14 protein-coding genes and 1 tRNA gene are annotated in these 14572 nt (G+C 62.5%); 14 read left to right on the forward strand and 1 reads right to left on the reverse strand.

What is annotated here, in order from left to right; genetic code table 11:
• The first annotated feature begins 107 nt into the window (after nucleotides 1-107).
• From V1283_RS03325 to V1283_RS03385, 13 genes are all read left to right on the forward strand, one after another.
• Nucleotides 108-701 carry a Spy/CpxP family protein refolding chaperone gene (locus tag V1283_RS03325; RefSeq protein WP_334385019.1) on the forward strand — a complete coding sequence of 198 codons (594 nt, stop codon included), beginning with the start codon at nucleotides 108-110 and terminating at the stop codon, nucleotides 699-701.
• Between the two features lie 180 nt (nucleotides 702-881).
• Nucleotides 882-957 (forward strand) — tRNA-Lys (locus tag V1283_RS03330).
• Nucleotides 958-1258: 301 nt separating this feature from the next.
• Complete coding sequence (locus tag V1283_RS03335; RefSeq protein ID WP_442895695.1) at nucleotides 1259-1918, forward strand: HAD family hydrolase; 660 nt, start codon at nucleotides 1259-1261, stop codon at nucleotides 1916-1918.
• Nucleotides 1918-2871: a sugar-binding transcriptional regulator gene (locus tag V1283_RS03340; protein ID WP_334385020.1), complete on the forward strand. Its 954-nt coding sequence runs from the start codon at nucleotides 1918-1920 to the stop codon at nucleotides 2869-2871. Before V1283_RS03335 ends, V1283_RS03340 begins: the two co-directional genes overlap by 1 nt.
• A 196-nt stretch (nucleotides 2872-3067) precedes the next feature.
• Nucleotides 3068-4381, forward strand: a complete 1314-nt coding sequence (locus V1283_RS03345; RefSeq protein ID WP_334385021.1) for an ABC transporter substrate-binding protein — start codon at nucleotides 3068-3070, stop codon at nucleotides 4379-4381.
• A gap of 83 nt (nucleotides 4382-4464) precedes the next feature.
• Nucleotides 4465-5337, forward strand: coding sequence for a carbohydrate ABC transporter permease (locus tag V1283_RS03350; RefSeq protein ID WP_334385022.1), 873 nt, complete (start codon nucleotides 4465-4467; stop codon nucleotides 5335-5337).
• A 3-nt stretch (nucleotides 5338-5340) separates the two neighbouring features.
• Nucleotides 5341-6171, forward strand: coding sequence for a carbohydrate ABC transporter permease (locus V1283_RS03355; RefSeq protein ID WP_334385023.1), 831 nt, complete (start codon nucleotides 5341-5343; stop codon nucleotides 6169-6171).
• A gap of 16 nt (nucleotides 6172-6187) precedes the next feature.
• On the forward strand, nucleotides 6188-7192 hold the full coding sequence (locus tag V1283_RS03360; protein ID WP_334385024.1) for an ABC transporter ATP-binding protein: 1005 nt from the start codon (nucleotides 6188-6190) through the stop codon (nucleotides 7190-7192).
• Nucleotides 7193-7239: 47 nt separating this feature from the next.
• Nucleotides 7240-8013: an SDR family NAD(P)-dependent oxidoreductase gene (locus tag V1283_RS03365; RefSeq protein WP_334385025.1), complete on the forward strand. Its 774-nt coding sequence runs from the start codon at nucleotides 7240-7242 to the stop codon at nucleotides 8011-8013.
• A gap of 28 nt (nucleotides 8014-8041) precedes the next feature.
• Nucleotides 8042-9706 carry an FGGY-family carbohydrate kinase gene (locus V1283_RS03370; RefSeq protein ID WP_334392941.1) on the forward strand — a complete coding sequence of 555 codons (1665 nt, stop codon included), beginning with the start codon at nucleotides 8042-8044 and terminating at the stop codon, nucleotides 9704-9706.
• A gap of 4 nt (nucleotides 9707-9710) precedes the next feature.
• Nucleotides 9711-10664, forward strand: a complete 954-nt coding sequence (locus V1283_RS03375; RefSeq protein WP_334385026.1) for a carbohydrate kinase family protein — start codon at nucleotides 9711-9713, stop codon at nucleotides 10662-10664.
• 208 nt (nucleotides 10665-10872) lie between these two features.
• The gene (locus tag V1283_RS03380) at nucleotides 10873-12072 is read left to right on the forward strand and encodes an adenylate/guanylate cyclase domain-containing protein (RefSeq protein WP_334385027.1); all 1200 of its coding nucleotides are present in this window, start codon (nucleotides 10873-10875) and stop codon (nucleotides 12070-12072) included.
• Between the two features lie 221 nt (nucleotides 12073-12293).
• Nucleotides 12294-12512 carry a hypothetical protein gene (locus V1283_RS03385; protein ID WP_334385028.1) on the forward strand — a complete coding sequence of 73 codons (219 nt, stop codon included), beginning with the start codon at nucleotides 12294-12296 and terminating at the stop codon, nucleotides 12510-12512.
• Here the strand turns inward: V1283_RS03385 and V1283_RS03390 are convergent.
• On the reverse strand, nucleotides 12509-13417 hold the full coding sequence (locus tag V1283_RS03390; RefSeq protein ID WP_334385029.1) for a LysR family transcriptional regulator: 909 nt from the start codon (nucleotides 13415-13417) through the stop codon (nucleotides 12509-12511). The genes V1283_RS03385 and V1283_RS03390 overlap by 4 nt on opposite strands.
• Before the next feature lie 136 nt (nucleotides 13418-13553).
• Here V1283_RS03390 and V1283_RS03395 point away from each other — a divergent pair, with 136 nt between their 5' ends.
• The gene (locus tag V1283_RS03395) at nucleotides 13554-14564 is read left to right on the forward strand and encodes a YeiH family protein (protein WP_334385030.1); all 1011 of its coding nucleotides are present in this window, start codon (nucleotides 13554-13556) and stop codon (nucleotides 14562-14564) included.
• Nucleotides 14565-14572: the final 8 nt, after the last annotated feature.

Consider the following 14572-nt stretch of genomic DNA (forward strand, 5'->3'; position numbering starts at 1 on the left):
ACGGCGGCACATTACATCTTGGTAAGGGAGGCCTCCCTTGCCAACCTTTAAGTTGAAGGCCGGCTGAGGCGAGCCCATCTTCAGCCAACCTTGCACAGGAGGTTCGCATGAGGAATTTCGCTATCGCAGCGGTTGCGGTTCTTGCCATCGCCGGTTCGACCGCCGTCTACGCCCAGCACCGCCATTGGGGGGGGCCCGGCTTTTCGCGGATGAACCCGGAGGACAGGGCGGCCTATGCCGACGCCCGGATCGCGGCCGTGCATGCCGGCCTCAAATTGACGGCGGACCAGGAAAAGCTGTGGCCGCCGGTCGAGGCCGCGATCAAGGAGTTCGCCAAGCTCAGAATCGATCGCGCCAACGCGCGGATGAACCCGCCGAAGGACGATTCCAGCCAGCAGAAGCCGGACGATCCGGTGGCGCGGCTGCGCGACCGGGCCGAGAATATGGCGGCGACGGCCGGGTCCATGAAGAAGATCGCGGATGCCGCCGATCCGCTCTACAAGACACTCGATGACGGCCAGAAGCGTCGGCTCGCCGTTCTGACCCGCATGGACCGGTTCGGGGGCAGGGAGGGCTGGCGCCATCACCGGTTCGAGCGCGAAACGGACATGGATCGCGACTACGGCCGCGAGCGCGGCTACGACCGCGACCGCTATGACCGGGATGGCGGCCCGGACCGGAGCGGCCCCGAACGGCTCTGACGCGCCCCTGCCAGGGGCCTGATCCGAACATCGGCAGAAGCCGCTGAAATCCAGCGGCTTTTTGCCGTTCCGGCGATCTGCCAAAGCCCCGGGAAAAGTCGTCCCGGCTTGCTGGACATCCGAAGGTCGCTTTGCTAAACGACGCCCTCTCGCGAAGGCTTTTCCGGACCTTAAGCATCCGGGCGCATAGCTCAGTTGGTAGAGCAGCTGACTCTTAATCAGCGGGTCCCAGGTTCGAGCCCTGGTGCGCCCACCAAGCCTTTCAAGAAACTTGGCGAAACCGACCTGTGGACGTGCGACACGGGGCTTTGTCGCACGGCGTGCGACATCGCGTCGTTCATCGGGCTGATCGCCCGATGCGCTCCCGGTTCACGAACTCGACCAGCAGGTTGATCGCGACGTCGGCTATTCGCAGCTCGCCGGCAGGGTCATTGTCGCCGAAGGAGCATGGCACCTGCATGCTTCGGCGCGAGAGGCTCCATTTAGGCCGAAAATTCGGGTTATTGCCCACTATCTGGGTATATGCTCTTATCGGATCGGAAAAATCTCCGATGATAGTGCCCGATCTCATCATTTTCGATTGCGACGGCGTGTTGGTCGATAGTGAGGTGCTGAGTTGCCGCTGCCTCTCGCATGCGCTTGCGGGATACGGCATCAAGCTCGACATCGATCAGGCGCTTGACCTGTTCCTTGGACGAAGCGTGACAGCGGTCTTCCAGCATTACGAGGCGTTGGGACGCTCGATCCCTGAGCAATTTGCGGCCGAGCTGAGAGCAGGGGTTCGAGCTGCGTTTCTCTCGTCGCTTCGCCCAATCGAAGGGGTGAACGCGGTACTGCAAGACATGCAGATCCCGCATTGCGTCGCCTCGTCCAGTGATATCGACCGGGTGTCCTACTCGCTCTCCTTGACCGGCCTCGCGCCGCATTTCGACGCGCGTCTCTATACCTCGCAAATGGTGGAACGCGGCAAGCCGGCACCCGACCTCTTTCTCTACGCAGCCGAAAGGATGCAGGTGGATCCACGTCGCACCCTCGTGATCGAGGACAGCGTTAGCGGCGTCAAGGCGGGCAAGGCGGCCGGCATGATGGTTTGGGGATTTGTCGGAGGCAGCCACTATCAATCGCGTGATGGCAAGGCCATTCTGCGCGAGGCGGGGGCTGATCGGGTGTTCGGACGAATGGCGGATTTCTGGCGAACGGACCGGCAAGGAGACTGATGGCGGCATCCGACAACGAGAAGTCGCGTCTCGACGAAGCCGCGCGGGCAGGCTGGCTTTATTTCATTGCCGGTCACACCCAGGACGAAATCGCCAGGATGCTGAAGGTATCGCGTGCATCGGCCCAGCGCCTGGTTTCACTCTGTCTCGCCGAGCGCCTGATTACCTTCCGGCTGGAGCACCCGATAACGGCCTGTATGGAGCTGGCGGCGCGGCTGAAGGACTTGTTTCACCTCGTCTACTGCGAAGTGGTGCCAACCGACCCCGCCGCGCCGCTCTCGGCCGCCGGGATTGCCGAGCGGGCTGCGAACATCCTCGAAACGACGTTGCGTACCGAGAAGCCGACGATCGTGGCGCTGGGCACCGGGAGAGCGGTGCGGGCTGCCGTCGAGCGCGTGTCTCCGATCGACTGTCCGAACCACCAGATCGTGTCGCTGGTCGGAAACATTTCGGCCGACGGCTCTGCCAGCTTCTTCGACACCGTCGGTCGTCTCGCCGACCGGACCAGGGCGCGCCACTATCCGATGCCGCTGCCGTTTCTGATGTCGTCCGAGCGCGAGCGCGACCAGATGCTCAAGATAGATCCGATCGCCAGGGTGAGAGCGGTCGCCGCCAAGGCCGACCTGCGGCTTGTCGGGGTCGGGCAGATGGACCGGCAGGCGCAAGTCCACATTGACGGTTTCGTCTCGCGCGAAGAGCTGCTCGAGATGATGCGGTTGGGCGCCGTTGGCGAACTGATCGGCTGGGCATTTGACGAGGAGGGGCACCTCATCAAAGGCGGAACAAACCTTCGCCTCACCAGCATTCCACCGCAGGTACCTGCCGAGGCCCTGACCATCGGAGCGGCGGTCGGTCGTGCCAAGGTTTCGGCCATCAGGGCGGCGCTCAAGGGGCGGCTGCTGAACGGGCTGATCACCGACGAGGCGACCGCGGGCGCCATCCTCAAGTCGTAGCTAATTGACCAGGCTCGCTGCCTCGTCACGCGCGGGGTTCCCGCCAGCCAATCCAGGCATGCGGGCCATCGAACCGTGCCCTCCCGTCTGCGCATCGGTGCACAAGCGCAATTCCAATCCTTGACAACCTCTGGAGTCGGTGTGAACATAATTGCAAGACGTGGGCATATGCTCAACGTCAATAAGGGAGGTTACCGTGAAGCACGTCCTCAGCGCCCTGCTGGGCGCGGCTACCCTGTTGGGCTCAGCCCCTTCCATCGCACAGACGACCCTGACCATCGCCACCGTGAATAACAGCGACATGATCCGGATGCAGGCGCTGACCAACGAGTTCACCGCCAAGAATCCCGACATCACCGTGAAATGGGTGACTCTCGAAGAGAACGTCCTGCGCCAGCGCGTTACAACCGACATCGCGACCAAGGGTGGGCAGTTCGACGTGCTCACCATCGGCACCTACGAGGTGCCGATATGGGCCAAGAAAAACTGGCTCATTCCGCTCGACAATCTCGGACCCGACTACGACACCGCGGACCTGCTGCCCAAGATCCGTGACGCCGTCTCGGCATCGGGCAAGCTGTACGCCGCGCCGTTCTACGGTGAGAGTTCGATGGTCATGTACCGCACCGACCTGTTCCAGAAGGCCGGCTTGACGATGCCGGAAAAACCGACCTGGGATTTCGTGATCGAAGCGGCCAAGAAGCTCACCGACAAATCTGACGGCGTCTACGGCATCTGCCTGAGGGGCAAGGCGGGCTGGGGCGAAAACATGGCGTTCCTGACCGCGATGTCAAACTCGTTCGGTGCGCGCTGGTTCGATGAGAAGTGGCAGCCGCAATTCGACAAGCCGGAATGGAAGAAGACACTGTCGACCTATGTCGACCTGATGAAGGCCGCAGGTCCTCCGGGTGCCAGCTCGAACGGATTCAATGAAAACCTCGCGCTGTTCAACTCCGGCAAGTGCGCAATGTGGATCGATGCCACGGTGGCCGCCTCCATGGTCACCAATCCCAAGGATTCCAGGGTGGCCGACAAGGTCGGCTTCGCGCTGGCGCCGAATGCGGGGCTTGGCAAGAACGCCAACTGGCTGTGGGCGTGGAATCTCGCCATCCCTGCCGGCTCGAAGAAGACCGCCGCCGCCGAAAAATTCATCGCCTGGGCCACGAGCAAGGACTACACCAAGCTCGTCGCCTCGAAGGAGGGATGGGCTAACGTGCCACCCGGCACCCGAACCTCGCTCTACCAGAATCCGGAATATCTGAAGGTTGCGCCGTTTGCCAAGCTGACGCTTGCGTCGATCGACGCCGCCGATCCGAACAAGCCGACCGTGCAGCCGGTGCCGTATGTCGGCGTGCAGTACGCGGCGATTCCGGAGTTCCAGGGCATCGGCACCAGCGTCGGTCAGCAGTTCTCGGCAGCGTTGGCTGGTTCATCGACGGTGGACGCAGCACTCGCGGCCGCGCAAAGCGCCACCGAACGCGAAATGAAGCGCGCCGGCTATATCAAATAGCGCACTGCGCCAATCTTGGCTGCCGACCGGCCGAAGCACGGACGGCAGCCACATCTCCCTTCAAGAGATAGCAGGAGGCGGCGATGGCGACGGAGCAAACCCAGGTCCTCGGTAGGGCTCTGCTGACGCCGGCCGTCGCATTGCTGTTCATCTGGATGATCGTCCCGCTGGCAATGACGATCTATTTTTCGACGCTGCACTACAGCCTGCTCGACGCGGAAACCTGGAGTTTTGTGGGGCTGGAGAACTTTCGATATTTTCTCACCGACCCCGCTTTTCTGACCGCACTGCGGAACACGCTGGTGCTGGTCGGATCAGTGCTCGCCATCACCATCCTGCTTGGCACGCCGCTGGCGCTGCTGCTCGATCAGCAGGTGGTCGGGCGCAGCGTCGTCCGCTTGATGGTGATCGCGCCGTTCTTCGTGATGCCGACCGTGAGCGCGCTGGTCTGGAAGAACCTCTTGATGCATCCGGTCTCCGGACTGTTCGCCTGGATCGCGACGCTCGTGGGCGCAACGCCGATCGACTGGTTCAACGATGTGCCTTTGTTGGCGGTGATCCTGATCGTGGCCTGGCAATGGCTGCCGTTTGCGACCCTCATCTTGCTGACGGCGCTGCAGTCGCAGGACGAAGAGCAGAAGGAAGCCGCCGAGATGGACGGCGCGAGCGCGGTTTCGACCTTCATCTATCTCACCTTGCCGCATCTCGCGCGGCCGATCACCGTGGTCATCCTGATCGAAACGATCTTCCTGCTGACCGTGTTCGCCGAGATATTTGTCACGACCGGCGGCGGCCCCGGCCTGGCGACCACCAATATCGCATTCCTGATCTACCAACAGGCGCTGGTCCAGTACGACGTCGGCAACGCCTCGGCTGGTGGACTGGTCGCGGTCGTGATCGCCAATATCGTGGCCTTCTTCCTGGTGCGGATCGTCGGGCGGAATCTGGAGGCGTAAGCGATGGCACGCAAGGTGACGGCGAGACGCGTATGGGTGTCCACGGCGGCGGCGTGGTTGTTCGGGTTTCTGATTTTCCTGCCGATCCTGTGGATGGTGTTGACGAGCTTCAAGACCGAGCTCGAGGCGTTCTCGATGCCGCCAAAATTCCTGCTGTTTCACTGGACCACCGAGAACTACACCACGGTGCAGGAGCGCAGTGACTACGTGCATCATGCGCTCAATTCGATCATCATTGCCGGTGGCTCGACGTTGATTGCGATGATCATCGCAATACCCGCGGCGTGGTCGATGGCGTTCGCGCCGACCAAGCGCACCAAGGACGTCCTGCTCTGGATGCTCTCGACCAAGATGATGCCGTCGGTCGGTGTGCTGGTTCCGATCTATCTGATCTTCCGCGATTTTGGGCTGCTCGATACTCGCGCCGGTCTGGTGATGATTCTTTGTCTCGGCAATCTGCCGATCGTGATCTGGATGCTCTTCACTTACTTCAAGGAAATCCCGAAAGACATTCTCGAAGCGGCGCGGATGGATGGGGCGACCATCGGGCGCGAACTCGTCTATGTTCTGACGCCGATGGCTGTCCCAGGCCTCGCCTCGACGCTGCTGCTTAATTTCATCCTGGCGTGGAACGAGGCGTTCTGGACGCTGAATCTTTCGACGCTGGAGGCAGCACCGCTCACAACGTTCATCGCATCCTATTCGAGTCCCGAGGGCCTGTTCTGGGCAAAGCTGTCGGCCGCCTCGACGCTCGCCATTGCGCCGATCATCATCCTCGGATGGTTCACGCAGCGTCAGCTTGTCCGCGGACTGACCTTCGGCGCGGTCAAATAGCAAGGGAACAGAGATCATGGGCCAGATCACGCTGCAGGGAGTCCGGAAGTCGTTCGGGCCGGTCAACATCATCAAGGATGCCAATCTGGATATCGAGGACGGCTCCTTCGTGGTGTTCGTCGGGCCGTCCGGCTGCGGGAAGACGACGCTCTTGCGCCTGATCGCCGGACTGGAGGATGTCACCGGCGGGCAAATCCTGATCGATGGCAAGAACGTGGTGGATGTGCCGCCGGCCAAGCGGGGCCTGTCGATGGTGTTCCAATCCTATGCGCTCTATCCGCATATGAGCGTCCGCGGCAACATCGCGTTCGGCCTGAAGATGGCCGGCCTGCCGCGCCCGGATATCGACCGCAAGGTGGAGGCGGCCGCCGCCACGCTGAATCTTACTCCCTATCTCGATCGCAAGCCGCGCGAGCTCTCCGGCGGACAGCGCCAGCGCGTCGCGATCGGGCGCGCGATCGTGCGCGAGCCGAAGGCGTTTCTGTTCGACGAGCCCTTGTCGAATCTCGACGCGGCGCTCCGCGTCCAGATGCGGCTGGAAGTCACCAAATTGCAGAAGCAGCTTGCGACCACCGCCATCTATGTCACCCATGACCAGGTCGAGGCCATGACGATGGCCGACAAGATCGTCGTGCTGAACGCCGGCCATATCGAACAATACGGCTCGCCGCTGGAGCTCTACGAGCGGCCGGCGAATCTTTTCGTCGCCGGTTTCATCGGCTCGCCGAAGATGAATTTTGTGTCCGGCGAGGCGGCCGGCGAGGCCGGCGTCGCTACCCTCGGCATCAGGCCCGAGCATCTGAAGATCGGCAAGGAGGGAGAGGGCTGGCCCGGTACCGTGTCGGTCGCCGAGCATCTCGGCAGCGACACCTTCCTCTATGTCGACGCCGGCAAGCTTGGTCTGCTGACGGCGCGCTGCATCGGAGAATTCAATCTCAAGGCCGGCGACCGCGTATGGCTTTCGCCCGATCCAACCCGGCTGCACCGTTTCGACAAGGACGGCGCGGTGATCAGGACATGAGCGGACGGCGCGCTGCGCCGCGATAGGAAAACAGGACCAACAAGAAGATGTATCTGGAAAAATTCAAACTGGACCAGAAGACAGCCGTGGTAACCGGGGGCGGTCAGGGAATCGGACTGGCCTGCGCGGAAGCCCTAGCGGAGGCGGGAGCGAAGGTCGTCATCGCGGATCGCGATTCCCAGCTTGCCGCTGCCGGATGCGCGAGCCTGAAAGCGAAGGGCCTGGATGCCGAGATCGCGATCATGGATGTGACGGACCCAACGCGCGTTTCCGAGGTCGCCGATCAGCTGACATCTCGCTTCGGCCGGGTCGATATCCTGGTCAACAATGCCGGCATTGCGCGGAGCGAGACACCGGCCGAGAAGGTAGCCGACGAACATTGGCTCAACGTCATCGACGTCAATCTCAACGGCACGTTCTGGTGCTGCCGCGCCTTCGGCAAGCATATGCTGGACGCGAAGTCCGGTTCCATCGTGAACATCGGGTCGATGTCCGGCTTCATCGTCAACAAACCGCAGGAGCAGTGCTACTACAACGCCTCCAAGGCCGCGGTGCACCATCTGACCAAATCGCTGGCGGCCGAGTGGGGGGCGCGCGGCGTCCGCGTCAACGCCGTGGCGCCGACTTATATCACCACCCCCCTCAACGCGTTCGTCAAAAGCAACCCGCGGATGTACGATGCCTGGATCGGCGGTACGCCGATGGCCCGGATGGGAGAGGTCGACGAAATCGCGTCCGTCGTCCTGTTTCTGGCGTCCGACGCCGCCAGCCTGATGACCGGGAGCGTTGTTCTTGTTGACGGAGGTTATACGTGCTGGTGAACTGGCGCTGATCTGCAGTGGGGTTGCAATGCAGCAGGCCTTCATCGGCATCGACGTCGGGACGTCGAGCGCTCGCGCCGGAATATTTGACGAGAACGGAACCTTGCTGGCGACCGCCCGGCATCCGATCACGCTATGGCACGAAGCGGGCGGCGTCGTCGAACAGTCGTCGTCCGAGATCTGGTCAGCATGCGCCGCTTCGGTTCGCGCCGCGATGGGGGAGGCATCCATTCCGCCTTCCGCGGTCAAGGGCCTGGGTTTTGACGCGACTTGCTCGCTCGTGGTGCTCGACACTGGTGGCCATCCGCTGACGGTAAGCAGCTCCGGCGACGGGCGAAGGAACGTCATCGTCTGGATGGATCATCGCGCGATGGTCGAAGCGCGCGAGGTGAACGAGACGCAGGACGAGGTGCTCCGCTATGTCGGCGGCTCGATCTCGCCGGAAATGGAAGTTCCAAAACTGCTTTGGCTGAAGCGGCACCTGCCGTCGACCTATCGGTCGGCGGGTCATTTCTTCGACCTTGCCGACTATCTCTCGTTTCGCGCCACCGGATCGACGACGCGATCGATATGCACCGTCGTCTGCAAATGGAATTATCTCGCCCACGATCGGCGCTGGAGCCGCGGTTATTTCGAGCGCGTTGGTCTTGGCGACCTGGTCTCCGACCAATACGCGAAAATCGGAACGGAGATCGTCGCGTCCGGCACGCCGCTGGGTGCCGGCCTGACGAAATCAGCGGCACACGATTTCGGCCTCCTCGAAGGCACGCCGGTTGCCGCGTCGTTGATTGACGCGCACGCCGGCGGTGTAGGCACGATCGGCGGGCGCGCGAAGTCGGATGAGTCAGTCGATGTGTGCCGTCGTCTTGCCTACATCATGGGAACCTCGGCCTGCATCATGGCGACAACGCCAAAGGCTTGCTTCGTCCCGGGCGTCTGGGGTCCTTACTATTCGGGCATGGTGCCCGGGTTCTGGCTCAACGAGGGCGGACAGTCCGCCGCCGGTGCGGCCATCGATCACCTCATCAGGTCCCATCCCGCCTATAACGAGGCCGTCGCGACCGCGCATTCGGCCGGCATGGAAGTTCTTGAATTTCTCGAACGGCGCATCGTCTCATGCGCGCCGAGCCTGGGTGAGGCGGCGTTGCTGGCCCGCGATATCCACGTTCTGCCGGAGTTTCTCGGCAACCGGTCGCCCTTCGCCGATCCCTATTCCCGCGCGGTGGTTGCAGGCATGGATCTCGACGTCGATATCGGCTCGATGGAGCGGCTGTTCGTGGCCGGGCTGTGCGGGCTTGCCTACGGTCTTGCCGACGTCGTCGAGGCTTTTCGATCGCACGGCGTGGACAGCGACATGATGGTGATCAGCGGTGGCGCGGGACGAAGTCCGCTGGTTCGCCAGATCATGGCGGATACGACCGGCCTGACCGTTGCGGTCCCCGAAACGCAGGAGCCCGTGCTGCTCGGGGCTGCCATGCTGGGCGCGGTCGCGGCGAAGTCTTGCGGATCAATCGGCGAAGCAATGGCTTCAATGTCGGCGATTGGCCGGCTGAGCGAACTGACGCCACCGGGATTGACCGATTTCCATCGGACAAAGCGGCGAGTTCACGGAATGATGCGAAAGCTCGAACGAGACAGCCGCAATGCGATGCAGGAGATCGCATCGATCGCCGGACTTGATACGAAGAACTAGAGCCATGCTGCTGAGTTGTGGAGATGCCCTGGTCGATTTCCTGCCGGTCAAGTCCGCGGATGGACGTGACGCGGCGGTGCCGGTTGTCGGGGGTTCCTGTCTCAACATCGCTGTCGGCATGGCGCGCCTGGGTGCGCCGGCGGGGTTTGTGGGCGGTATCTCGACCGATCTCTTTGGCCGCATGATTGCCGACCACGCGTCGGCCTCCCAGGTCGACCTTCGCTATGCGACGCGCAGTGCGCATCAGACGACTCTCGCGTTTGTCCGCCACGTCGGCGGTGAGCCGCACTATGCGTTCTATGACGAGGCAACGGCGTCCCGAAACTGGAGCTACCAGCGCGGCTCCATCCCCTTCGATCAGATTGAAGCAATCCATGTCGGCTCGACCACGCTTGCCAACGACACGGGCGCAACCCAGGCGCTGGCGATGATCGAAGACGCGGGCGGTTCGACCACCATCTCCTTCGATCCGAATTGCCGGCCCAACCTGGTCAGCCACAAGGCGCGCTACGTCGATCAGATGAATGCATTTGCCGCCGCCGCCGACATCGTGCGGATGTCGGATGTCGATTTTGAATTTCTCTATGGCCGGAGCGACCACGGCGAAAGGGCGAGGTCGCTCATTGCGGCTGGAACGAGTCTTGTCGTCGTCACGCGCGGGATCAAGGGAGCTCGGGCGTGGCACCGGGAGGCGGGTCTGGTCGAGGTCGAGGCGCCCGTCGTCGACGTGGTGGATTCGATCGGGGCAGGCGACAGCTTTCAGGCCGCCCTGTTGTTCGCTTTGCGAGCGATCGGACGGATCAGGCGCGGAACGCTGGCGCATTTGAATTCCGAGGAGCTTGGCCGGGCGTTGTCGTTTGCGGCGACTTGCGCGGCCGTCACATGCGGGCGCGCTGGGGCCGATCCACCACGCCTACCTGATGTCAGCCAGGCATTGTCGCGTCTTCTTGCCGGATGATCCTGGAAAGACCAATCTCCGCAAGCTTGTAATATTCGAGGTGGTTCCTGCTGGCGCGGAAATCCAGCGATATCAAAGCCCTCACTGTGGACGCTCAGGCGGCAGTGGTGCCGGCCAAAAAGAGGTGCAGAGGCGTCCGAAGGTTGACGCCGTCGAGCGGGGACACGACATATCCTGTACCGTCCAGGTCACTGCCCAGGAGCAAGATATGAACGCGCCGCCAAAAATCGATCCGGTCACCGCGCATTCTGACAGTGACGTCGTGCACTGGCTGACAAACGAGACGCGCGATGAGCGCTTCATTGACAATATTTTCGCCGAGCTGTGCGTCCGGCTTCAGCGCGCGGGCATTCCCGTCAAGCGGGCGACGCTTCATCTTCTGATCTACCATCCGCAATGGCTTGGCGCCCGGATCATGTGGTCCGACGGGATGCGCGAGGCCGAGCTTGCGAGGGTAGACTACGATGTCAGGGAGCGATCCGAATACATCGATAGTCCCGCCAATGAAATCCATGACGGGGCAACCGAGGTGCGCGAGAATCTCGAACGCGATCCCTCGCTGGGCCGCAAGCACGCCGTCTATGACGAGATGCGGGCGAAAGGCCTGACCGACTATGTGGCGTGGCCAGTGTACCATACGCTAGGCAAGCGGCACATCGTGACCTTTGCAACCGACCAGCCGGGAGGTTTCGACGACGCGCATATCGCAGGCCTGTTGAAACTGTTGCCGACTCTCGCACTGGTCAGCGAAATCCGCATGAAGAACCGGCTGGCGCGAACGCTGCTCGAAACCTATGTCGGGTCGCACGCCAGCGAGCTCATTCTGGCCGGCGCCACCAGGCGCGGAAGCGGGACGACGGTACGCGCCGCCATCATGATCTGCGATCTGCGTGATTTCACCCGGATCTCCGACAACTGGCCGCGCGATGACGTCATCGATCTTCTGAACGGCTATTTCGACGCGATGTCGGAGCCGATTGCGCGGCATGGCGGGGAAATACTGAAATTCATCGGCGACGGTCTGCTCGCCATTTTTCCGCTCAGCCAGCCATCGGCCTGCGCAAATCTGCTGCATGCCGTGGCCGAAGCCCGTCAGGCCGTGGCTACCCTGAACGAAAAGAACGGTGAAACCGGACGTGCGCCGCTGAATTACGGCATCGGCGTCCATGTCGGAGACGTCATGTACGGCAATATCGGGTCGCGCACCCGGCTCGACTTCACCGTCATCGGTCCTGCGGTCAACATGGCTTCCCGTCTCGAAACCCTCACCAAACAATTGGGGAGAACGGTGCTGCTCTCCCGCGCGTTCGCCGAGTGCGTCGAAAGCGATTTCGATCTCGAACGCGTCGGGGAATATCCGGTGCGCGGCTTCAACGACCCAATCGAGTTGTTTGCGTATCACGGCTGAATGCCGATCCGTCGACAGGTGAAGAGCCGCTCCCAAGGGGCAAGTGATCGGCGATTTCACGCCGCTCCTGCTTTCGCGGGCCTGAAGAAGAAAGCCGTTCCGTAATCGCTCTCTACGGAAATACGCTTCCATTCCATGGTTTGAAAAAGCAAATCGCTTCCATTGCCCCGTCGGTCGGAAACGACGACATTTGCCTTGCAAATCAAGGAACTGGCCGCGCAATGGAACGCTTGAGATACGAGCCGTTTGGCGAGCGCCTGGCGCCCGAAGGGGAAGCAGGGCAGCGTTCGCGCGCGTCCAAATATCTGTTGTGGACGGGCACAGCCCTGTTCTGGTCGCTGGTTGGTGCCATCGTGATTGCCCGCGCTGTCTTCTTCGATCCGGGCGTCTTTGACGAATTCAGCCGCGTTGCGGCGCTCGTCAAGGCCGCGATCTTCTAGGCCACTTCCGCAACGCGCTTGTCCTGCCAGATCATCCGCTCGAACGCGGTCGCTGCAGGGATTTCTATTCGCCCGGGTACCTTCAATTGCCACAGCGTGCGCTCGATCTGCAGGTCGCGCATTGGCACGACCTTCAGCCGGCCAAGCGTGACCTGATCGGAAATCGTGGCGCTGGAGACGATGGCGACGCCGAGGCCGGCGGCGACCGCCTGCTTGATTGCCTCGGTGCTGCCGATCTCCAGTGTGCGCCTGGGTTCGATGCCCTTGGCGGCCAGCGCCTGCGCCACCACCTCGCGGGATCCGGAACCGGGCTCGCGCACAATCAGGACTTCATCGCAAAGCGCCGCGCCGTCGATCCCACGCTCGGTCGCCGCGAAGCGGTGCCGCGCATCGACGATCAGGCTCATCACGTCGGTGCGCCAGGCATGGCTCTCGAGCTCATCATCTTCGACCGGACCTTCGACCAGTGCGATCTCGATGTCATGCGCCAGCATGAGGTCGGCGATGTCCCTGGTATTGGCGATCACGAGATGCAGATCGATCCCGGGATAGTTTCGGTGAAACGTCCCGAGATAGTCCGATATCATGTAGGTCGCGATCGTGGTGGATGCGCCGATGCGCAGCGATCCGCTGTCGAGATTGCGCAGCGACAATAACTCGTCCTCCGCCGCGCGCTCGGCCGCAAACAGCGTTTCCGCGTGCCGCACCAGCGCCTTTCCCTCCCGTGTCGGCCGCACGCCCTTCGGCGTCCGGTCGAGCAGGCGGCAGCCGACCTGAAGCTCGAAATCCCGCACCCCCTTCGAGATCGCCGGCTGGCTGATATGAAGGGCGTCGGCTGCGCGCGAGAAGCTCCCGGTTCTCACCACCGTCGTGAACAGGCGCAGCAAGTGCAGGTTCAAGGACATAGCTTCCCTTTATCGAGCCAGATCGAAAAGATATTACCTAACTATCGCCATCTGACGCATAGATTTTTCTCCCCGGGAGAAATTAGTGCCGCAGGACGAGGAATTTTCCGCCCCAGGAAATGGGCCGGCTACCAGCATGACCCGTCTTGCAGCGCTCATTCCTGGCGTGCTGCTTTGCATCGTCGTCGCCGGCGTCTCGGCAGCGCTCGAAGCCGCGGAACGGCACCTGTTCGCGCATCCCTATGTGGAGGCGCTGGTACTGGCGATCCTGCTCGGCATGGCCGTGCGCAGCTTCTGGAATCCGCCCGAGCGCTGGCAGGCCGGCATCGCCTTCAGCGCCAAGCAGCTGCTCGAGGTGGCCGTGATGCTGCTCGGCGCGTCCATCAGCTTTGCCGCGATCGCAGCGTCCGGCGCTGCCTTGCTCGGCGCGATTGCCGCGACTGTGGTCGTGACTTTGGCTCTGAGCTTCGGTATCAGCCGCATGCTCGGCCTGTCGACGCGGCTCGCGATCCTGATCGCCTGCGGCAATTCCATCTGCGGCAATTCGGCGATTGCAGCGGTCGCGCCGGTCATCGGCGCCGATAGCGACGACATCGCGTCCTCGATCTCCTTTACCGCGATACTCGGCGTGATGATGGTGTTGGGGCTGCCGCTGCTGATTCCGCTATTGCAATTATCCGCGACGCAATACGGAATTCTTGCCGGCCTCACGGTCTACGCCGTCCCGCAAGTGCTTGCCGCAACGGTGCCGGCGGGGCTCGTGAGCACGCAGATCGGCACGCTGGTGAAATTGATGCGCGTATTGATGCTGGGACCGATCGTGGTGGGGCTTTCGTTGCTCGCCCCGCGTCTGCCTGGCGGCGTGCGCGGCAAGACAACGGTCGGCTTCTTCCGGCTCGTGCCCTGGTTCATCCTCGGCTTTCTCGCGCTTTCCGTTCTGCGCTCGCTCGATATCGTGCCCGCAACGGTGGCCGGCCCGCTGACTGCGGTCACCGGCTTCCTCACGGTCGTGTCGATGGCGGCGCTCGGCCTCGGCGTCGACGTGCGCGTTCTCGCCACCGTCGGCGGCAAAGTGACGGCGGCCGTGACGCTGTCGCTGATGCTCCTGCTCGCGATCAGCATCGGGCTGATTCATCTGTTCAACTGACGGTCCGC

The organism is Bradyrhizobium sp. AZCC 2262, assembly GCF_036924535.1.
In the GTDB taxonomy this organism is placed as follows: domain Bacteria; phylum Pseudomonadota; class Alphaproteobacteria; order Rhizobiales; family Xanthobacteraceae; genus Bradyrhizobium.

What these genes read in the sequence shown, in the direction of transcription:
- V1283_RS03325 (WP_334385019.1), top strand. Translation starts at nt 108, where the DNA reads ATGAGGAATTTCGCTATCGCAGCGGTTGCGGTTCTTGCCATCGCCGGT.
- V1283_RS03340 (WP_334385020.1), top strand. Translation starts at nt 1,918, where the DNA reads ATGGCGGCATCCGACAACGAGAAGTCGCGTCTCGACGAAGCCGCGCGG.
- V1283_RS03350 (WP_334385022.1), top strand. Translation starts at nt 4,465, where the DNA reads ATGGCGACGGAGCAAACCCAGGTCCTCGGTAGGGCTCTGCTGACGCCG.
- V1283_RS03355 (WP_334385023.1), top strand. Translation starts at nt 5,341, where the DNA reads ATGGCACGCAAGGTGACGGCGAGACGCGTATGGGTGTCCACGGCGGCG.
- V1283_RS03360 (WP_334385024.1), top strand. Translation starts at nt 6,188, where the DNA reads ATGGGCCAGATCACGCTGCAGGGAGTCCGGAAGTCGTTCGGGCCGGTC.
- V1283_RS03365 (WP_334385025.1), top strand. Translation starts at nt 7,240, where the DNA reads ATGTATCTGGAAAAATTCAAACTGGACCAGAAGACAGCCGTGGTAACC.
- V1283_RS03370 (WP_334392941.1), top strand. Translation starts at nt 8,042, where the DNA reads ATGCAGCAGGCCTTCATCGGCATCGACGTCGGGACGTCGAGCGCTCGC.
- V1283_RS03375 (WP_334385026.1), top strand. Translation starts at nt 9,711, where the DNA reads ATGCTGCTGAGTTGTGGAGATGCCCTGGTCGATTTCCTGCCGGTCAAG.
- V1283_RS03380 (WP_334385027.1), top strand. Translation starts at nt 10,873, where the DNA reads ATGAACGCGCCGCCAAAAATCGATCCGGTCACCGCGCATTCTGACAGT.
- V1283_RS03385 (WP_334385028.1), top strand. Translation starts at nt 12,294, where the DNA reads ATGGAACGCTTGAGATACGAGCCGTTTGGCGAGCGCCTGGCGCCCGAA.
- V1283_RS03390 (WP_334385029.1), bottom strand. Translation starts at nt 13,417, where the DNA reads ATGTCCTTGAACCTGCACTTGCTGCGCCTGTTCACGACGGTGGTGAGA.
- V1283_RS03395 (WP_334385030.1), top strand. Translation starts at nt 13,554, where the DNA reads ATGACCCGTCTTGCAGCGCTCATTCCTGGCGTGCTGCTTTGCATCGTC.